This is a genomic window from Microbacterium sp. EYE_78, assembly GCF_023149035.1.
GTDB lineage: Bacteria > Actinomycetota > Actinomycetes > Actinomycetales > Microbacteriaceae > Microbacterium.
In genome coordinates, this window is sequence record NZ_JAHXMY010000001.1 from 587604 (window position 1) to 607027 (window position 19424).

The window sequence follows — 19424 nt, forward strand, 5'->3', positions numbered from 1 at the left end:
TGGCGACACCCCGTGCGATCGGAGCGGCATGGATGCGAGGCAGGATCCGCTGGAGGGTGCATCGATCCGGTCGCGCGTGCGGCGGGTCACGTGCACGGTCGCTCTCCTGCTCGCGCTGACGGGATGCTCGACGCTTCCCGCGTCCGGCGATGCGACAGCCGCCGTGCTGGGAGCGAAGTTCGGGGGCTGTGACGGCGACCACGTCGAGATCGAGGCGGTCGGTTTCCTCTCCGGCGTCGGGGAATGGGTCCACGTGGTCGATGTCCTCGGCAGAGATGATTCACGTGAGGACCAGGACGCCGTCGTGGTGAGGACCGCAGAGGGCGAGCCGCACCGCTACATCCTCGACGCCGCGCGCCCGGCCGGGATCGAGTGGGCACTGGAGAATGACGCCGAGGTCTGGTTCGCGATCGCAGATCCCGCGATCTGGGAAAAGGACCTGGTCGCGACGGTGACGATCGTCACCGATGGTGGGGAGGTCTTCTTCTCCGGTCGTTGCAGCGACCTCGCCCTTCGCCAGCCGCTGACCCAGCGCCTCGGCGAGAAGACCAACAGGCTGCTCGCCGGCATACCCCACGTGGAACCGGCGGACGTGGAACGCTACCTCGGCCTCGTCTCCGGGACACCCGCTCCCACCGAAGTCATCCTCAATCCCGACACAGCCGACGCGGCCCTCCTGGCCTCTTTGACACTCATCGGTGTCACCATCACCACCACCTCCGCACCTGGTGACGGCGGACTCATGATCGTCACACGGATCCCCGCCGGCTGGAACGACGCCGTTCCGATCGGCGACCTCACGCTCGAAGGCGCAGCCATCAACGCGTACGTCGACGACACCGGCATCCTCGAATTCTGGCTCGTCGACGGATCCGGCGACGTCTCCGTCCCGTACGGCCGGCTCGGTAGGGTCGACACGCACGGCGCGTCCGTATCGGTCCTCGTGAACACGTCGTTGGTGTTCGACGACGGCGCGATCGGTAGCGGAGAATTCGTCACGGTCGTCGATTGAGAACAGTCGCGGATGGAGGTGGGACGTGCCCGCGACGTCGGGCCTAGCCCTCAGCGCTTCGGCACCCAGGTCTCGGCGATCACCCCGGAGTCGAAGGCGAGGCGGTCGACGAGCTCGAGGTCGAGCGGCTCGGGCAGGCCGGCGAACAGCCGCGGACCGTGGCCGACGATGCGCGGATGCACGACGAAGGTGTACTCGTCGATCAGCCCCCAGCGGGCCAGCGTCGTCGCGAGCGTGACGCCGCCCGTGTAGAGCCCTGTGCCCGGCATCGACTTCAGACGTTCCACCTCGGTGCGGAGGTCGCCCGAGAGCAGTTCGGCGTTCCAGTCGACCGCGTCGAGGGTCGACGAGACGACGTACTTCTTCGCCGCGTCCATCGTGCGGGCGAACGGCTGCATCCATTCCGGTCGCGCGTCGGATGCCGGGGGCCGCCAGGCATCCTCCATCATCCGGTAGACGGTGCGGCCGAGGATGAGCGCGTCGGCCCGCGCGATCTGCTGCGCCGCGTGGTCGTGCGTCTGCGCGTCGGGGATGCCCGCACGGTGGTCGACACAGCCGTCGAGGGTCACGTTGATGGAGTAGCGGAGCGGTCGCATGGCGCGACATTACGCCGAGACGGCGGCGGTGCCCAGGAGTTGGTCGATCGCTGCGCGCAGGCTGGTCGCGATCGGGTCGGGCGAGAAGCGGTCGACTCCGCTCGACGCGCGGCGCACCCGATCGCCCGCGGCCAACGCGTCGTCGAGCGTCCGTGCGAGGGCGCGAGCGAGCGAGTCCGGGTTCCCGGGGCTCGCCGTCAGGCAGTCTTCGCCGTCGGTGCAGAAGTCGTCGAAGCCGCTGCCCGACGTCACCACCAGCGGTGCTCCGGCAGCCTTCACCTCGACGGCCGCGTTGCCGAAGCCCTCCCACCTCGATGGGCACATCGCCACGTCGGCGGCGGCGATCGCGCCGTACAGCTCGTCGCCGGCGATATGGCCGAGGAACGTCACACGGCTTCGCACCCGATCCGGCAGGCGATCGAGCAGCGCCGCACGTGACGGCTCGAAGCGGTCGTCTCCCCCGGCCCCGGCGACGACCAGTCGCGCCGTCGGATGCACTCCAGCCAGCTGCCCGAACGCGTCAACGGCGTCGACGACGCCCTTTCGCCGCTCGGCGCGCCCGACGAACAGCACCACGGGACCCGCGGCGACCGGCCATCCGGCGGGCAGCCGACCGAGCGATGCGGCGCGTCGAACCGCCGCCACGTCGATGCAGTTGGGCACCACCGTCGTCGGCGGGAGCGGACCCCAGAGCGCGCGGGCACGCTCCGCCATGGCCTGGGAGATCGCGATGACGGCCGTCGACCGCCGCACTTGCCGGGCTTCAAGAAGACTCTGCACGGCGACAGCGGGGCGCATCCCCCACGGCAGGTCCCGGAGTCGCAACCCCGACACGTCATTGGCCAGCCGCGCGCCCGTCGCGAGGTTCGTCACCAGCGGCGCGTCCGCGGGAAGGAGGGCGGCAACACCCATCCACTCCGGCACGAAGACCCGGTCGTACGACGAGCCGAGGAAGACACTCCGCACGACGCGCGCCCGGTGCAGAAGGGCCGACATCCGCGTCATCCGTCCCGTGGGATGGATCAGGAGCCTGCGGATGCCGGGCGCTCCGCGCGCCGCCACGTCGCCGTCCGCGAACACGACGAGGTCGATCTCGACCCCCTGGGCGGCGAGCGCCGGAAGGAGGGCCGCGTAGTGCCGACCGATGCCGCCGGTGTAGGCCGTGACACCCGCGTACTCGGTCGTCGCAACGAGCCAGCGTTCGCTCATCGGCACCGCCGAGGCCGCGGCGCGCGCACGACGAGGCTCCGCTCCCGCCATCGCGGGCGCCTCAGAACGACTCCTCGTACCAGGGATCGTCCTCTTCGTACGGGTACTCGCCGATCGGGACAGGGGGGTGCAGCAGTCGGTCGTTGCGGCTGAGCAGCTCCATCACCCACGACTCGTCATCGAACCCGGGCATCGCGCCCGAATGCGGGGTCGTGTAGAGCTGACTGGCAGGGCCGATGAGCATCGAAGAGGTGGCAGGGCCCTCCGGTGTCGCGATCGGCACGGAGATGAGGTCCGAGGCCTTCTGATCGGCGAGGCTCTTGGCGTACCGCATCACTGCGTCGGCGACGGCGCCCGTGGTGACCACGTATCCGTCGGAGTAGTGCAGTTCGAGCATCGCTCGATGGTGCGCCCGGTGGACCGCCCGGCAATGGGGGTCGCGCCCGCGGCATCCGTCTTCTACACTCCGTCGCCGGCCGCGCGGCGCATCGGAATGTGCGGGATCGCGTCCTCGACGTAGGGGGCTCCGGCAGGGACGAAGCCGAATCGTCCGTACCAGTCGGCGAGGTGTTCCTGGGCGTCCAGGACGAACGGACGACCTGCGTCGTCCGCGACGCAGGCATCGATCGCCCGCTGCATCAGTGCCGCCCCGACGCCTCGCCCGCGCGCCGCGGCGGAGGTCACGACGCGCCCGATGCGCCACGCGTCCGCCTCGTCCAGCACGCGGAGCGCGCCCAGGACGTCGCCGTGCTCCTCGGCCCACACATGAAAGGCCCCCGGCTCGATGTCACGGCCGTCGAGCTCGGCATAGGCAGCCTGCTGCTCGACCACGAAGACGCTCACGCGCAACCAGAGGATCCGATAGAGCGTCGTCGCCGGGATGTCGGCGAGCGGGGACAGGTGGATGCCGAGGGTCACCGCTCCACGGTAGCCGCGGCGAGACATCCTCCGAGGCCGGTGCCGTTCTCGCAAGCCCTTGTCGCGCACGGCGGCTCAGGCGGAGTCTGCCGTCATGAGTGATCCCGACGACATCCGACAGCCGCTCGACCACCTGCCGAAGAAGGAGGACCGCGACCCCGCCATCGAGATCGAGGAGCCCTCCTACCCCGGCACCGCATCGCCCCATGGCGGATCTGCCGCGTCTCCGGACACGGCGGCGGAGCCCGAGGAGCCCGGCCGCCACGGCACCGCGAAACTGCCGCCCACCGACCGCTGAGCCCACCGGCCGCTGAGCCCACCGGCCCCCTGACGGGGGCCGGACTCACCTGCGGACGCGTGAGCGCGCGATGCGCGTGGCGAGGAACAGCAGTGCGCCGACGGCGAGCAGCCCCGCCCCGAACAGCCAGACGACGCCGGACTGCTGCGTGAGCAGCAGGACGCACGACGCGATGCCGAGCACCGGGATCGGCGTCCACACCCGGAAGTGATCGTGATCGACGCGATCCCGTCGCAGGACGAGCACCGAGACGTTCGCGCTCAGGAACACGAACAGCAGGAGGAGCACGACCGTCTCCGCGAGCAGGCTCAGGTCTCCGACGAGCGTCAGCAGCATCGCCACGAGGGTGGTCGCGAGGATCGCCACCCACGGCGTTCGCCGCTTCGGCAGTACGCGGCTGAGGACGCCGGGGAGGAGCCCCTGCTCCGACATGCCGTAGGCGAGTCGGCTGGCCATGATCATCGTCAGGAGCGCTCCATTCGCGACCGCGATGAGGGCGATGAGGCTGAACAGCCATGCGGGCACCCCGACCCCGGCCGCCGCGACGACGTCGAGGAGCGGGCCGCTCGAGTCGACGAGATCCTGCGCCGGCAGTGCGGCCGCGCTCGCGAGACCGACCAGCACGTAGACGACACCCGCCGTGATGAGCGACGCGAAGAGCGCTCGCGGGTAGGCCTTGCGGGGCTCGCGCACCTCTTCGATGACGTTCGCCGACGTCTCGAACCCCACGAAGGAGTAATACGCGATGATCGCGCCCCCGAGCACCGCGGTCGGCAGCGCGGCGTCGCTCGGCAGTTCGAACACCCGACCGGGCTCCCCCCCCCGCCGGCGACCAGGACGGCGACGACGACGATCACGATCACCAGGCCGCTCAGCTCGACGAGCGTCATCACGAGGTTGGCACCCATCGATTCTCGGATGCCTCGGGCGTTGAGGGCGCCGACGACGGCGAGGAAGATGATCGCGACGAGGGGCGCCGGCAGATCGATGAAGGTCGCGAAGTAGTCGCCCGCGAAGGCGATCGCGAGTCCCGCGGCGCTGACCACCCCCGCCGCGAGCATGCAGAATCCGATGAGGAACGACACCAGCGGAGTCCGGAACGCGCGTTCGGCGAAGACCGCTGCTCCGCCCGCACGCGGGTACTTCGTGACGAGCTCGGCGTACGACCCGGCGGTGAGTAGCGCGAGCAGCAGCGCGACGAGCAGCGGAGCCCACAGCATCCCGCCCACCTCGGCGGCGAGGACGCCCATGAGGGCGTAGATGCCCGCGCCGAGGACGTCGCCGAGGATGAAGGCGAACAGCAGCGGTCCGGTGATGCCCTTCTTCAGCCGGGTCGGCGCATCGAGCTCGGTCACCGCTGCTCGTCCTCGCCGTGGGCGAGACGGATGCGGCGGCCCTCGTCGATGTCCTTCTGCTCCTTCTCGGCCTGCTTGTCGGACTTGCGGGTGTCGCGGGCGGGCAGCTGGATGTCCTTCTCCGCGGCGATGCCGCCCTGCAGCTGGCGGCCCCGCTCGAGCTCGGCGTCGAACTCCGCGCCGAACAGCAGCACGTTGTTCGCGATCCACAGCCACAGCAAGAAGACGATCACGCCGGCGAGCGAGCCGTAGGTGCGGTCGTAGTTCGAGAAGTTCGCGACGTAGAAGACGAAGCCGGCCGTCGCGATGATCATGACGACGATCGCGATCAGCGCGCCGAGGCTGATCCAGCGGAACTTCGGCTGCTTCGCGTTGGGGGTGGCGTAGTAGAGGATCGCGACGAGGAAGACGACGATCAGCAGCATCACCGGCCACTTCGCGATGTTCCACACGAGCAGCACACCCTCACCGAGGCCGAGCGCTTCGCCGATCGAGCGGGCGACGTCACCGGAGAGCACCAGCCCGAGCGCCACGAGGGCGAGCGAGACGACGGCGATCAGGGTGACGAGCAGCTGCATCGGACGCAGCTTCCAGAACGGGCGCCCCTCCTCGATCTCGTAGATCCGGTTCATCGCCCGCGAGAAGGCGCCCACGTACCCGGATGCCGACCACAGCGCCGCGAGGATGCCGAAGACCAGGGCGAGCCCCGCCCCGGGCGAGGACGCCACCTGCTGGATGGGTCCCTCGAGCGCGCTCGCTGTGTCGGCGGGGGCGACGTCGCGCACGATGCCGAGCACGGCGTCGGCAGCGGCCTGGCCCTGGCCGACGACGCCGAGCAGCGAGAAGATCGCGATGAGCGCCGGGAAGAGCGCGAGCACCGCGTAGTAGGTGAGGCCCGCCGCGGCATCCGTGCACTGGTCCGCGCTGAACTCGCGGATCGTCTTGCCGAGGACGTACTTCCACGACCGCTTCTTGACGTCGGTCACGGAGTCGGGTTTCTGCGACGCCTCGGGGTCAGGGGCATCCGTGCGCGTCGTCTGCGTGGTGTTCTGCTCGGCCATGCAGGTCACCCTGCGTGCGCCGACCCCACCGTCAGAGGGGCTTGCACCGCGCGGCGGTTCGTGGCATCCGCTCCGCCGCCCGCTCGCGATCAGCGGCGGTGGAGGGGGCACCCGCCGGTCGACCCGTCGGCGCGGACGCGGCCGCCCGAGCGCGGTTTGGTCGGCATGCGGCGCTCGTTCACCTCGAGTCCCGTGGGCAGGATCGTCAGCCGGGGGTCGCTCATCGCGCTGATGGATGCCGCGAGCCCCGCGATCGCGAGCTTCTCACCCGGGCAGCGGTGCCCCGTGGCGACGTCGGCGCCGCCGTGCGGGACGAAGGCTGCGATCGCCTCGTAGTCCTCGACGTCGACGAACCGCTCCGGGTCGAACTCGTCCGCACGGTCCCAGGAGCGCTCGTCCGTGTCGGTGCCGAGGATGTCGAGGACGATCCGGCCGCCGGCGCGGACGGTACGACCGTCGACCTCGATGTCCTGTGTCGCGAACGCCGGCAGCATCGGGACGAACGGCGCCGTGCGGCGGATCTCCTGCGCGAAGGCTGTGGCCAGCGGCCCGTCGACCAGGGAGCCTCGATCCGAGACCTCAGCGGCGATGCGCTGCCGCCAGTCCGGGCGCTCGTGCAGCCGCTTCGCGGCGAAGGCGGTGAAGCGGGCGACCGCGATCATCGGCCGGAAGCTGTTCTGCAGCTCGACGCCGGCGACCTTCGCGTCGAGCAGCCTGCCGTCCCGATCGCGATGCCAGGCCCACGCGTTGAGCGCCGTGCCCGGGTGCGCGTCCAGCCGGCCTGCGCGGACGGCGAGGATGAGCCGCTCCGCGTGGCGATCCGACCACCGCCGGTGCAGTGTCGCGAGGAGGTATTCGGGTGAGTACGGCACGCCGAACCCATCCACGATCTGCGCCTGCCGCCGGGCCCAGCGGGTCTTCGCCTCTCCGGTGCCGGGAAGGCCCGCCCAGCGCATGATGGCCCGCCCGAGCGCGCCGACGGCCGCGTCGTACGCCGAGCTCGTGCCGCCCGAGATCCACTCGTCGACCTCGTGCCGCCATTCGCGCTCGAGGTGCGGCCGCAGGCGCGCGACCTGCTCATCCTCGTACAGCGCCGTCACGAAGGTCGCCTTGCGGTGGAGGTGCTCGTCGCCGTCGAGACTGTGCACGGAGTCGTGGCCGAACAGGGTCTCCTGGATGAAGGGCGGCATCGCGCCGTGTCGCCGTACCCGGTCCGCGTCGTAGAACGCGGCTACACCCTCTGCGCCCCGGACGAGGAGCGCGTCGGCGAACAGCAGCCGCATCGGCGCCGACCGCGCGCCTCGCGGCGCACGGCGCCAGATGCGCTCACCGAAGCGGTAGCCGCGCGTGAGCAGAGCGGCCGAGTCGTCGCGCCACGCGGGCCGGGACACGACACCCAGCGTCGGGTCGGCGGAGCGCTCCGCTCGAGTCGCGGGGCCGGTCGTCGGGTTCGCATCGGTGATCGACATTCCCCGACGGTCGCAGAGGCGACGCAGACGAGCCAGGGGCGTGCGCCGACGGAGTCGGTGTGTTAGTCGCGCCCCGGACTCAGGCGGCGGGCGCTGCGGTCGAGCCGCGGACGATGAGCTGGGAGTTCAACGTCGTCAGCTCTGTGACGGGTTCTCCCGCCAGCGCCTGCAACAGGAGGTCGACCGCGAGGGTGCCGCACCGTTCGATCGGCATCCGCACGGTGGTGAGTCCCGGGGTGACCGCCGCGGAGAGGTCGATGTCGTCGATGCCGACGATGCTGATGTCCTCCGGGCACGACCGGCCGAGCTCGGACATGCCCGCCTCGACGCCGAGTGCAACGAGGTCGTTGTAGGCGACGACCGCGGTCGATCCGCTCGCGAGCGCGGGGGCCGCCGCCGCCCGGCCGCCCTGGATGGACGCGGCGTGATGGCTCAGGCGCGTCAGCCGGATGTCGAGACGCTCGCACGCGCGCTCGATCGTCGCCGAGCGCCGCTCGTCGGCCCACGAGCCGCGGGGTCCCGAAGCGTAGGCGACATGGCGGTGGCCGAGGGCGGCGAGGTGCTCGACCGCCTGGGTCGGCCCGTACTCGAAATCCATCAGGACGCTCGGTGCGCCCTCGAGCTGCCGATTGACCACGACGAACGGCGTGTCGCCGACGAGGGCGCGGATGTCGTCGTCCGGCAGTCGCGGTGAGCACAGCAGCATCCCGTCGAGTTTGCGTGCCCGCTCGATCTGCTCTCGTTCGCGGCGCAGATCCTCGTCCGCGTCGAACAGGACGGTGCGGTGCCGTCCGTGCCAGGCCTGTCCGAGGATCGCCTTGAGCAGGGTGCCGTAGACGGGGTTCGCCACGTCGGGCACCACGACACCGAACAAGCGTGTCACACTGGCGGCCTGCGAGGTCGCATAGCCGAGCTCGGCGGCCGCCTGCAGCACACGCTCGCGCGTCGTCGCCGCGAGGCGCTCGGGTTCTCCGAAGGCGCGCGACGCGGTGGCCACGGACACGCCGGCCCGTCGTGCCACGTCTGTCAGCGTCGCCGCCATCGAGCCCTCCCCCGTCGGTGTCTCTCTATGATCACGCATCGCCGGGCCGACGCGAACCCTCCGGGTAAAAAGTCTTGACAAGTTTGTACAAACCTTGCACACTGATTTTCACGACGATCATCGGCGATCCCGAACGGGTGCGCCGCGAACCGAGAAGGAGCCGCGTGAGCACCCACATCCCGCGCCTGCGACGGTCCACCGCGGGAACCGCCGTCCCCGCCGCTCCGGAGACCGCCGGCATCCTGCACCTGGGTCTCGGCAGCTTCCACCGCGCGCACCAGGCCGTCTACACGGCGGCCGCCCGCGACGCCGGCGGTGCCGACGGCTGGGGCATCGTGGGGGCCGCATCGCGGTCGCGGTCGGTCGTCGACGCGCTGCACGCCCAGGACCTGCTCTACAGCGTCGCGTCCGTGTCGCCCGAGGGCACCTCGGTGACCGTCCCCGCCGTCCACACCGACGCGTTCGTCGCCGCGGACGAGCCGGCCCGCGTCGTCGCGCACATCGCGGACGAAACGATCCGCATCGTGACGCTCACCGTCACCGAGAACGGGTACAGCTCCTCGCCCGCCACCCAGCACCTCGACCTCGACGACGCTGCGATCCGCGCCGACCTCGCCGGTGGGGATCCCCGAACCACCATCGGGCAGCTCGCGAGGGGCCTGCAGGCACGTGCCGCCTCCGGCGCACCGATCTCGATCCTCAGCTGCGACAACCTCGCCGCGAACGGCGCCCACACCGAGAAGCTCGTCCGCGAGTTCCTCGGCGCACTGCCCCGCGAGGGCGGCGCGGCGACCCTCGACTTCCTCGACCGTTCGGTGGCCTTCCCGTCGAGCATGGTCGACCGCATCGTCCCGGCGACGACGCCCGAGCTGCGCGATCGCGTCGCAGCGCTGCGCGGCCTGCGCGACGAGGCGCCCGTCCCCGCGGAACCGTTCACCATGTGGGCGATCGAGGACCGTTTCGCCGCGGGACGCCCCGCGTGGGAGGCCGGCGGCGCGGTGTTCACCGACGAGGTCGGCCGCTTCGAGCAGATGAAGGTGCGCCTGCTGAACGGCACCCATTCCCTGATCGCCTACCTCGGCGCCCTGCAGGGGCTCGCCACGATCCCCGAGGCGATCGCCCGGACCGACGTGGAGGAGGCCGCCCGCACCGTTCTGCGCGACGAGTACGTGCCCTCCATCACCGTCCCCACCGGCGTCGACATCGACGCGTATCAGCACGACCTGTTCGACCGGTGGGCCAACAGCGCGCTCGCCCACCGCACGGCGCAGGTCGGCACCGACGGGTCCGTCAAGCTGCGTCAGCGCATTCCCGAGCCGGCCGTGCGGATGCTCGCCGAGGGGCGGATGCCGCACATGATCGCGCTCACCGTGGCGGGCTACCTGTCGTGCCTCGCCCCGCTGGACGGCTTCGACCCCGGCGTCCATGCCGCTGCGATGACGGATGCCGCCCGCCCCCGACTGGCCGACGCCGCCGCATCCGCCCGCGACGGTCGCGACCTCGCGGCGCGTGTCATCTCGGGGATGCGGCTGTTCGGCGACGACCTCGCCGCGCACGACGGCTTCGCCCTGCGGGTGGGGGAGCTCGTCGACACCATCCGCCGCCGCGGTGTCGACGCCGCGGTCGCGGACGCCGTCGGCGCGAGCGACGACGCCACGATGCGGACGGCGGCCTCCGCATGACTCGAATCGATGAAGGAGGGGCGACCATGAAGGCGCTCACGATCCACGGCGCGGAGGACATCCGCTGGGGCGACCGCGAGGTCCCGGTCCCCGGAGCCGGACAGGTCCGCATCCGCGTCGCATACGTCGGGATCTGCGGATCCGACCTGCACTACTACTTCCACGGCGCGAACGGTGAGTACACGATCCGCGAACCGTTCCAGCCCGGCCACGAGCTCTCCGGCACCGTCGACCTCGACCCCTCCGGTCGCCTCGCTCCCGGTACCCCGGTCACGGTGCACCCCGCCCGCTACGGCCCGTCGGTCCCCGGCCTCGAGGACCGCCCCCACCTGCGGGCCGGCGGCGACTACCTCGGCAGCGCGGCCACCTTCCCCCACCGGCAGGGCGCTGCGGCAGAGCTGATCGTCGTCGAGGAGCACATGGTCCGCGTCCTCCCCGAGGGCGTCTCCGTGCAGCGCGCAGCCCTCGCCGAGCCACTCGCGGTCGCCCTCCACGCCGTCGGGCTCGCGGGCGATCTGACCGGACGCCGAGCGCTCGTGATCGGCGCGGGGCCGATCGGTCTGCTCGTGGTCGCGGCCGCCGTCCGCGCGGGCGCGCAGACGGTCGGAGCGAGCGACGTGCGGCCCGAGCCGCTCGACCGCGCTCGCGCGCTCGGCGCGACCGAGGTGTCGATGGTCGGCCGAGACACGATCGACGCAGAGTCGTACGACGTCGTCTTCGAGTGCTCGGGCGTCGGCGTCGCCCTCACGCAGGCGGTCCGCGTCGCCGCCCGCGCCGGCACGATCGTCCAGGTCGGGATGCTGCCGAACGCCGACATCTCGGTGAACCTGGCGCCCATGCTCGCCAAAGAGCTGACCCTCCGCGGCGCGTTCCGCTTCTCGACCGAGATCGACGACGCGATCGAAATGCTCCGCGACACGCCCTCACTCGACGAGGTGGTGTCGCACGTCGTCCCCGCCGCTGACGCCGTCTCGGCGTTCGAGCTGGCGCGCGACTCCTCCGCATCCGCGAAGGTCCTGCTCGCCCTCTGACACCCCTCGCGGCTCGTCCGCACCCGATCCGAACCCTGGTCCGAAGGAGTACCTCCCATGTCCGAATCCCAGACGACGGCAGCACCGGCCGTCGACCCGACCCAGAAGAGGTCGGTGCGCGACCTCGTGCGCGCAGCCGTCTCCGGCTGGCTCGGCACCGCCCTCGAGTTCATGGACTACCAGCTCTACTCGCTGGCTGCCGCGCTCGTGTTCGCCGAACTCTTCTTCTCGTCCGAGAACCCCGCCGTCGCCGTCGTCGCCGCGATGGCGACCTACGGCGTGGGCTACGTCGCCCGACCCGTCGGCGCGTTCTTCTTCGCACGCCTGGGCGACAAGACCGGTCGCACGAAGGTGCTGTTCTACACGATCCTCCTCATGGGGCTCGCGACGACCCTCATCGGCTTCCTGCCGACCTACGACCAGGTGGGCGTGCTCGCACCGATCCTCCTGGTGCTCCTGCGCATCGCGCAGGGCTTCGGTGCCGGCGCCGAGATCTCCGGCGCGGGGGTCATGCTGGCCGAGTACGCTCCGGCGAAGCACCGCGGCATCATCGCCTCGCTGGTCGCCCTCGGCACCAACTGCGGGACGCTCCTGGCGTCGGCCATCTGGGCCGTCCTCCTCGTTGCCTTCAGCGAGGGCGAAGTCATCGAGTGGGCGTGGCGAATCCCCTTCATCGGCAGCGCCATCATCATGCTGTTCGCGATCTGGGTGCGCTTCAACCTCAAGGAGACCCCGGTCTTCGAGGAGCGCGACGACGTCGTCGACGGCAAGGCGCTCTCGAAGGAGGAGGCTCGCCGCCTCGCCACCGAGACGGGCGACGTGCGCACGCTCGAGGCGATGGATCGGAAGCCGTGGAAGGCGTTCTCGATCGCGCTCCTGCTGCGCTTCGGCCAGGCCGGCAACTCCGGCATGATCCAGACCTACCTGATCAGCTACATCACCGTCGTCCTGCTGCTCGACCGCTCGATCGGCGTCAACGCGGTCATCGTGTCGTCGCTGGTCGCCTTCATCACCGTGCCCCTGTCGGGCTGGCTCGGCGACCGGTTCGGCCGCAAGCGGATGTACATGATCTGGGCGATCATCGCGCTCATCGTCATCGTGCCGACGATGCTCATGATCAGCAGCGGCGTGACCGCGCAGGTCTTCATCGGCTACGTCGTGCTCCACAACCTCGCGGTCATGAGCTTCGCCTCGCTCGAGAACCTGACGCTCCCCGAGATCTTCGGTGCCCGCAACCGCTACACGTTCACCGCCATGGCACGCGAGATCGCCGCGATCGTCGCGACCGGCGCGGGTCCCGTCATCGCCGCCGCATGGGTGTCGGCCGCGACCGGCTCCTTCATCCCGATCATCGTCATGCTGATGTTCTTCACGGTGTGCGCGCTGATCGCGTCCATCTGGATGCCGGAGGTCGCCGGCCGCGACCTCACCGACCCGCGCGACGCGATCTGACCCACCCCACCATCGGGGGCGGACGCCGGCGCGTCCGCCCCCGCATCTCCAGGAGAACGACATGAGCATCGAATCCGTCGACGTCATCATCACCAGCCCGGGGCGTAACTTCGTGACGCTCAAGATCACGACCTCCGACGGGATCGTCGGCTGGGGCGACGCGACCCTCAACGGCCGCGAGCTCTCGGTCGCCTCCTACCTCTCGGACCACGTCGCCTCGACCCTCGTCGGTCGCGACGAGGACCGCATCGAGGACACGTGGCAGTACCTCTACCGCGGGCCGTACTGGCGCCGTGGCCCCGTCACGATGGCGGCGATCGCCGCCGTCGACATGGCGCTGTGGGACATCAAGGCCAAGAAGGCCGGGATGCCCCTGTACCAGCTGCTCGGCGGCGCGAGCCGCGAGGGCGTCCGCGTCTACGCGCACGCGTCCGGCACCGACTACGCCGCGCTGTCGAATGCGATTGCCGGCTACAAGGAGCTCGGCTTCACCGCGGTCCGTGTGCAGACGGGCGTCCCCGGACTCGGCCAGATCTACGGGGTCTCGTCGGCCGGTCCCGGGGTCCGTTACGACTACGAGCCCGCGAAGCGATCCGGCGCGCGGCCCGCCGAGGAGACGTGGGACACCCGCAACTACCTCAACCACATGCCGGGCGTCTTCGCCCAGATCCGCGAAGAGTTCGGGATGGATCTCCGCATCCTCCACGACGGCCATCACCGCATGTCGCCGATCGAGGCCGCGCGCTTCGCGAAGGACATCGAGCCGTACGACCTCTTCTGGCTCGAGGACTGCACCCCCGGCGAGGACCAGACCGCGCTGCGTCTGGTCCGCCAGCACTCCACGACGCCGCTCGCCATCGGCGAGGTGTTCAACACGGTCTTCGATTACCAGACCCTCATCACCGAGCGGCTCATCGACTACGTCCGCTCCGCCGTCACCCACACGGGCGGCATCACCGCGATGAAGAAGCTGCTCGACTTCGCCGCCGTGTACGGCATCAAATCCGGCATCCACGGCCCGACCGACATCTCGCCGGTCGGCATGGCGGCCGCGCTCCACCTCGACCTCGCGATCCACAACTTCGGCATCCAGGAGTACATGCCGCACAACGAGCAGACGCTCGAGGTGTTCCAGACCTCCTTCACGTTCGACAGCGGCTTCCTCCACCCCGGCGACCAGCCGGGTCTCGGGGTCGAGCTCGACGAGGAGGCCGCCGCGGGGCACGAGTACACGAAGGCGTACCTGCCCGTGAACCGCCTGCTGGACGGGACCGTCCATGACTGGTGACCGTCTCGCGCTGCCCGAGCGCACCCTCGCATCCCGCCTGGTCGTCGTCGCCCGCGCCCAGCGCGCCGAGGACTACGACGCCGTGCTCGAGGTGCTCGCTGACGCGGGCATCCGCAGCGTTGAACTGACCCTCACGACCCCCGGCACCTTCGATCACCTCCCGCGCCTGCGGGATGCCTTCGGCGACCGGCTCGATCTCGGCGTGGGCACGGTGGTGGACGAGGCGCAGCTCGACCGCGCAGTGGCCGGCGGCGCGGCCTACCTCGTCACCCCCATCACCTCGACCTCGCTGGTGCGTCGCGCCGTCGAGGCGGGCGTCCCCATCGTCCCGGGCGGACTCACCCCGACCGAGCTGTTCTCGTCGTGGTCTGCGGGCGCATCAGCCGTGAAGGTGTTCCCCGCCGGGCAGGTCGGCCCTGGCTACCTGTCCGACCTCCGCGGACCGTTCCCCGACATCCGGGCCGTGCCCTCCGGCGGCGTCGATCTCGCCGGGGCGACCGCATGGCTGGATGCCGGCGCCCTCGCCGTCAGCGTCGGCGGGCCACTCCTCGGTGACGCGTTCCGCGGCGGCGATCTCGGCGCGCTGCGTGAACGTGCAGAGGCCTTCGTGCGGGTCACACGGGGCGCCGACGCATGACCGGCACCGTCGTCACCTTCGGCGAGACGATGGCGCTCGTGCGGGCGACCGACATCGGCTCGCTGCAGCACGCCTCGTCGCTCACGCTCGGCGTCGGCGGCGCGGAGAGCAACGTCGCGGTGGGTCTGCGGCGCCTCGACGTCGCCGTGTCGTGGCTCGGCCGCGTCGGTGACGACTCGCTCGGCGCACGCGTCGCGCGCGAGATCCGCGCCGAGGGCGTGGACGTCCACGCGATCGTCGACGGGGGCGCCCCCACCGGGCTCATGCTGAAGGAGCGTCCGTCGGTGGCCGCGACCGCGGTGCACTACTATCGCGCGGGCTCCGCAGGGTCGCGGCTGCGCCCCGAGGATCTGCCCGAGGGCTGGATCGAGAGCGCCGCGCTGCTGCACGTGACGGGCATCACCCCGCTGCTGTCCGAGTCGGCTCGCGCCGCGACGACGGCGGCCGTCGACCGAGCCGTGGCCGCCGGCATCCCGGTGTCGTTCGACATCAACTACCGCTCGAAACTCGCCGCCCCCGATCTCGCGCGCCCGGTGCTGCGCGAGCTCGCCGAGCGGGCGGACATCGTCTTCGGCGGCGAGGACGAGTTCGCCCTCCTCTTCCCGGACACCCCCTCTCCGGATGTCGCGGCGCACCTGCGGTCCACGGGCTGCGCGCAGGTCGTCGTCAAGCTCGGCGAGCGCGGCGCCGAGGTGCACCACGGCGACCACGTGTCGGCGGCGCCCGGCATCCCGATCACACCGCTCGACACCGTCGGCGCGGGCGACGCGTTCGTCGCGGGCTACCTGAGCGGGCACCTCGAGGGCCTCGCGGTCGAGGACTCGCTGATCCGCGCCAACGCCTGCGGTGCGCTCGCGTGCCTCGTGCCCGGCGACTGGGAGGCCGCGCCCACGCGCCGCGAACTCCAACGGTTCCTGGGCGGCGCAGGCGATCCCGTCAGCCGCTGACGGGATCGGTGCTAGCGGCGGCGCCAGGCCCGCGGGATCCTGCCGCCGAGGCGACGCACCACGCGTTCGCGCAGGGACGGCTTCGCGGGCTTCTCCACCCGCCGGGCCGCTCGACGTGCCAGCGCGTCGTCGTGGACGGCCTCCCACGCGTCGAGGTGGGCATCGTCGGTGCGTGTCGCAGCGGCGGCGCGAGCGGCGGCGCGCATCGCCGCGTACTCGGCATCCGGCATCCGGCACACCTGCTCCAGCGCATCCGCGGCGGCCGCGATGTCGCCGGCGGGGACGAGGAAGCCGCTGACACCGGGCTCGATCGCCTCGGCGGGACCGAAGTCGATGTCGTAGGCGACGGGCACGCATCCCGCCCCCATGGCCTCCGAGAGGGTGAGGGACTCCCCCTCGGACCGGCTCGCCAGCATCGTCCAGCCGCCCGCCTCGAAGCGCGCCGCGCCGTCTGCGATGTGCCCCGCGAACTGCACTGCGTCACGGAGGCCCAGCTCGGCGGCGAGGGCCTCCGTCCGCTTGCGCGCTCCGCCGTCGCCGACGAGCTCGAGCGTCACCGGCACCCCCCGCTCCCGCACATCGGCCACGACCCGGAGGACGTGGTCGAGACGCTTGAGCGGCGTCATCCGCGAGACGATGACGCCGTGCATCCGATCGCGAGGCAGGCGGGGGATGGATGCCGGTGTCCCGACCGCGTTGCGGACGACCGCCAGACGGTCGCCGCCGCCGAAGTCCGCGTCGATGATCGCGCGCTGGCGCTCGGTGAGGACGACGACGGCATCCCACCGGTCCAGGTGCTCGAACACGTCGCCGCGCGACGGCGCGACCCCGCCCTTCGGGCTCCGGTGATCGGCGTGGATCATCAGGATCAGCGCCGCGTTCGGGCGGGCGTAGTGCTGCAGCGTCTGCGCCGCCGTCTTGCTGTCGACCGTCACCACCGTCGGCTCGCTGCCGATGAGCCCGTCGAGCCACGCGAACCGGAAGCTGCGCACCGACGGCCACTGCCCGGTGACCCTCCCCCGCCGATCGAGCGAGGTCACGTGCCGTGAGCCGCCGGCACGGACGGTCGCCTCTTCGACCACGGCGATCGTGCCGTCGGCACGCACGTGCTCGACGCGGCGGAGGCCGTCGTCGTCGCGCCACCGCCGCACCTCCCCGGCGTCGGTCGTGACGACCTCGTTCGGGTCGTCCCGCGCTGCGGACGGCGCGATGGCGAGCCCGGCGGAGCGCTCGGCGACGCGGAAGTCCTCGTAGATGTTCCGCAGCGTCGCCCCGCCGAGCGCACCGCTGGACTCGAGGCGCCGGCGGACGACGTCGTAGTCGGGGCGGTCGTCGAAGGTGACCACCTCGACCTGCGCGCCGCGCGCGGCGAGACCGCGCGACCGCCGGAGGGCGGCCCCCGTCATCCCGCCGTAGTCGTCGGGGATCCGCCACGCGACGGTGACGTGCCGGCGCATCGGATCGGTCATGTGCGTCGGCTGGCTCATCGGGTCACCGTACCTCTGCCCGCCGCCGCGCCCCCGCGGCTTGACAGGGCGCACCGGGCCCGGCCGCCCAGCGGCGGGTCGCGGGCCGCGCCGCAGTTCGGCCACGGCGGGCGCTCACGACGCGGCATCCGACCGGCTCGAGGGACCCATGTCGTCGCGTGCTCCCCCGCCGATCGTCGTGTCGCGCCCCCGAGCACTCGGACCACGATATTCGGCACCGCCTCCCTCGGTCGGATACCTCATACCCACCCGAGGAATCCCCGTCCACCCCTTATGCTCGGCGGGCCCGACGCGCCATGGTGATCGTGTGCGATTCGAAGACGACCTCGGCGCCTGGGTGGCGCGGCAGCGCTGGTACGCGGGCAAGAGCCACGAGCCGCAGTTCCGGGTGCTCGATGCGCAGCCGGTCCCCGGGGCGACCCGGTACCTCCTCATGGACGACGCGGGCGCCGCCCCGACGCTGTACAACGTGCCCCTGGCCGAGTCACCCGACGCGCCCGACCACGCCGTGGCCGCACGGGTGGACGGTCGGACGCTGGTGGATGCCGCCGGCCACCGCGAGTTCACGGTCGGCCTGCTCGCGGCGATGGGGCTCGACACCGCTCGCGTCACGGGCTCCCGCATCCTGACGGGAGAGCAGTCCAACACCTCGATCGTGTTCGATGTGGACGGCGAACCGACCATCATCCTCAAGCTGTTCCGCACGCTCCACCACGGCGAGAACCCCGACGTCACGGTGCAACGGGTCCTCAGCGACGCCGGCTCGCCGTTCGTGCCCCGCTTCTTCGGGAGCCTCGATGCCGAGTGGCCCGACATCGGCCGTGACACCGGCACCGCCCACGGCACGCTGGGCTTCGCGCAGGAGTTCCTCGCCGGGGTCCGCGACGGCTGGGCGATCGCGCTCGACGCCGCGCGCGAGGGCCGCGACTTCACCGACGCCGCGCGCGACCTCGGAGTGGCGGTCGCAGGCGTCCACGGCGACCTGGGCGCGCACCTCGACACTGTCGACGCGACGCGCGCGGACGTGTCCGCGGTCGGTCGCGCCTGGCGCCGGCGCCTCGCCATCGCCGCGGCGGAGGTCCCCGCGGTGGCCGACCGGCTCACGGCGATCGAGGCCGTCTACGACGCCGCGCTCGCACGGCCGTGGCCGCGGCTGCAGCGCATCCACGGCGACCTGCACCTCGGGCAGGTGCTGGCGGTCCCGCACGGCGGCTGGCGCCTGGTCGACTTCGAAGGCGAGCCCCTCCGTCCGATGGAGGAGCGCGCGATCCCCGATCTGCCCCCGCGCGACGTCGCCGGGATGCTGCGCTCGTTCGACTACGCGGGGGCGGTGGGCGGTGGGCCCGAAGCCGCCGCGTGGGCCGCCACCTGCCGCGCGGCCTTCACCGAGGCCTATGCGGCCGCGCCCGGGGCGATCGAACTCGACCCCGAGCTGCTGCGCGCACTCGTGCTCGACAAGGCCGTCTACGAATCGATCTACGAGGCGCGGAACCGCCCCGACTGGCTGCCGGTGCCGCTCGCCGGCATCGACGCCGCGCTCGCCTGACGGCCGCGTCGCGCGGCCGGTCATACGGCGACGCCGCGTCAGTCCGAGGCGCCGCGACCGGTCGCCTGCTGCAGCCGGTCGATGTGCTCGGATGCCTGCGCCTTCGTGAGGTCCGCGGGAATCTGCTCCCCCGCCTCGCGAGCGAGGGTGTCGAGGTAGCTGCGCTGCGCGCCGGTCATCGGCTCGTCGCCCGTGACCCACTGCTCGGGGTCCTTCACCGCGGTGTCGCCGCTCGGCCCGCCGAGCATCTCGCCCGCACCGTCCGGCTGCGCCTCAGGCGGCAGGGCGTGGCCCTCGGCGGGCGCGGACTCGTTCTCGGGGGTGTGCTGATCGCTCATGCCGCGACGCTACGCCGGTGATCCGACATCGGGCCGGGGCTTGCGCCCCGGCATCC

Annotated in this window: 18 protein-coding genes and 1 pseudogene; 9 read left to right on the plus strand and 10 right to left on the minus strand. The window is 71.6% G+C overall.

Annotated elements, in window-relative coordinates:
* The first annotated feature begins 28 nt into the window (after positions 1-28).
* Complete coding sequence (locus tag KZX17_RS02800) at positions 29-1012, plus strand: hypothetical protein (RefSeq protein ID WP_248170863.1); 984 nt, start codon at positions 29-31, stop codon at positions 1010-1012.
* Between the two features lie 50 nt (positions 1013-1062).
* Here KZX17_RS02800 and KZX17_RS02805 read toward each other — a convergent pair whose 3' ends face one another.
* The 4 genes from KZX17_RS02805 to KZX17_RS02820 all read right to left on the minus strand — a co-directional run bounded on the left by KZX17_RS02805 (position 1063) and on the right by KZX17_RS02820 (position 3735).
* Complete coding sequence (locus KZX17_RS02805; RefSeq protein ID WP_248170862.1) at positions 1063-1608, minus strand: dihydrofolate reductase family protein; 546 nt, start codon at positions 1606-1608, stop codon at positions 1063-1065.
* Positions 1609-1617: 9 nt separating this feature from the next.
* Positions 1618-2817: a glycosyltransferase family 4 protein gene (locus KZX17_RS02810; protein ID WP_248170861.1), complete on the minus strand. Its 1200-nt coding sequence runs from the start codon at positions 2815-2817 to the stop codon at positions 1618-1620.
* Positions 2818-2878: 61 nt separating this feature from the next.
* On the minus strand, positions 2879-3214 hold the full coding sequence (locus tag KZX17_RS02815; RefSeq protein ID WP_248170860.1) for a hypothetical protein: 336 nt from the start codon (positions 3212-3214) through the stop codon (positions 2879-2881).
* Between the two features lie 62 nt (positions 3215-3276).
* The gene (locus KZX17_RS02820) at positions 3277-3735 is read right to left on the minus strand and encodes a GNAT family N-acetyltransferase (protein WP_248170859.1); all 459 of its coding nucleotides are present in this window, start codon (positions 3733-3735) and stop codon (positions 3277-3279) included.
* Between the two features lie 94 nt (positions 3736-3829).
* Between KZX17_RS02820 and KZX17_RS02825 the strand changes: the two genes are divergently transcribed.
* The gene (locus KZX17_RS02825; protein WP_248170858.1) at positions 3830-4033 is read left to right on the plus strand and encodes a hypothetical protein; all 204 of its coding nucleotides are present in this window, start codon (positions 3830-3832) and stop codon (positions 4031-4033) included.
* Between the two features lie 45 nt (positions 4034-4078).
* Here KZX17_RS02825 and KZX17_RS02830 read toward each other — a convergent pair.
* The 4 genes and pseudogenes from KZX17_RS02830 to KZX17_RS02845 form a co-directional block, all read right to left on the minus strand.
* A pseudogene (locus tag KZX17_RS02830) lies at positions 4079-5388 on the minus strand (APC family permease).
* Positions 5385-6449 carry a YihY/virulence factor BrkB family protein gene (locus KZX17_RS02835; RefSeq protein ID WP_248170857.1) on the minus strand — a complete coding sequence of 355 codons (1065 nt, stop codon included), beginning with the start codon at positions 6447-6449 and terminating at the stop codon, positions 5385-5387. The pseudogene KZX17_RS02830 and the gene KZX17_RS02835 overlap by 4 nt, the downstream one beginning before the upstream one ends.
* 89 nt (positions 6450-6538) lie before the next feature.
* Positions 6539-7918, minus strand: a complete 1380-nt coding sequence (locus tag KZX17_RS02840; RefSeq protein ID WP_248170856.1) for a cytochrome P450 — start codon at positions 7916-7918, stop codon at positions 6539-6541.
* Between the two features lie 79 nt (positions 7919-7997).
* Positions 7998-8939: a LacI family DNA-binding transcriptional regulator gene (locus KZX17_RS02845; RefSeq protein ID WP_248170855.1), complete on the minus strand. Its 942-nt coding sequence runs from the start codon at positions 8937-8939 to the stop codon at positions 7998-8000.
* Positions 8940-9124: 185 nt separating this feature from the next.
* On the opposite strand from KZX17_RS02845, the gene KZX17_RS02850 reads away from it, so the two are divergent.
* The 6 genes from KZX17_RS02850 (at position 9125) to KZX17_RS02875 (ending at position 15997) form a co-directional block, all read left to right on the plus strand.
* Positions 9125-10642: a mannitol dehydrogenase family protein gene (locus KZX17_RS02850; RefSeq protein ID WP_248170854.1), complete on the plus strand. Its 1518-nt coding sequence runs from the start codon at positions 9125-9127 to the stop codon at positions 10640-10642.
* Positions 10643-10668: 26 nt separating this feature from the next.
* Positions 10669-11673, plus strand: a complete 1005-nt coding sequence (locus KZX17_RS02855; RefSeq protein WP_248170853.1) for an L-idonate 5-dehydrogenase — start codon at positions 10669-10671, stop codon at positions 11671-11673.
* Between the two features lie 57 nt (positions 11674-11730).
* Positions 11731-13125 carry an MFS transporter gene (locus KZX17_RS02860; protein WP_248170852.1) on the plus strand — a complete coding sequence of 465 codons (1395 nt, stop codon included), beginning with the start codon at positions 11731-11733 and terminating at the stop codon, positions 13123-13125.
* Between the two features lie 61 nt (positions 13126-13186).
* Positions 13187-14413, plus strand: coding sequence for a D-mannonate dehydratase ManD (manD, locus tag KZX17_RS02865; RefSeq protein WP_248170851.1), 1227 nt, complete (start codon positions 13187-13189; stop codon positions 14411-14413).
* Positions 14403-15050, plus strand: a complete 648-nt coding sequence (locus KZX17_RS02870; protein WP_248170850.1) for a bifunctional 4-hydroxy-2-oxoglutarate aldolase/2-dehydro-3-deoxy-phosphogluconate aldolase — start codon at positions 14403-14405, stop codon at positions 15048-15050. Before manD ends, KZX17_RS02870 begins: the two co-directional genes overlap by 11 nt.
* Positions 15047-15997 (plus strand): sugar kinase, encoded by a 951-nt coding sequence (locus tag KZX17_RS02875; protein WP_248170849.1) that lies wholly within the window; start codon positions 15047-15049, stop codon positions 15995-15997. Before KZX17_RS02870 ends, KZX17_RS02875 begins: the two co-directional genes overlap by 4 nt.
* Positions 15998-16008: 11 nt before the next feature.
* Here the strand turns inward: KZX17_RS02875 and KZX17_RS02880 are convergent, their stop codons facing one another.
* Entirely contained in the window at positions 16009-17484 is a 1476-nt protein-coding gene (locus KZX17_RS02880) for a glycosyltransferase (RefSeq protein ID WP_248170848.1), read from the minus strand.
* Positions 17485-17791: 307 nt separating this feature from the next.
* On the opposite strand from KZX17_RS02880, the gene KZX17_RS02885 reads away from it, so the two are divergent.
* Positions 17792-19030: a hypothetical protein gene (locus KZX17_RS02885; RefSeq protein ID WP_248170847.1), complete on the plus strand. Its 1239-nt coding sequence runs from the start codon at positions 17792-17794 to the stop codon at positions 19028-19030.
* 38 nt (positions 19031-19068) lie between these two features.
* Here the strand turns inward: KZX17_RS02885 and KZX17_RS02890 are convergent, their stop codons facing one another.
* A complete protein-coding gene (locus tag KZX17_RS02890) occupies positions 19069-19368 on the minus strand; it encodes a DUF3072 domain-containing protein (RefSeq protein ID WP_248170846.1) in 300 nt (99 codons plus the stop codon).
* Positions 19369-19424: the final 56 nt, after the last annotated feature.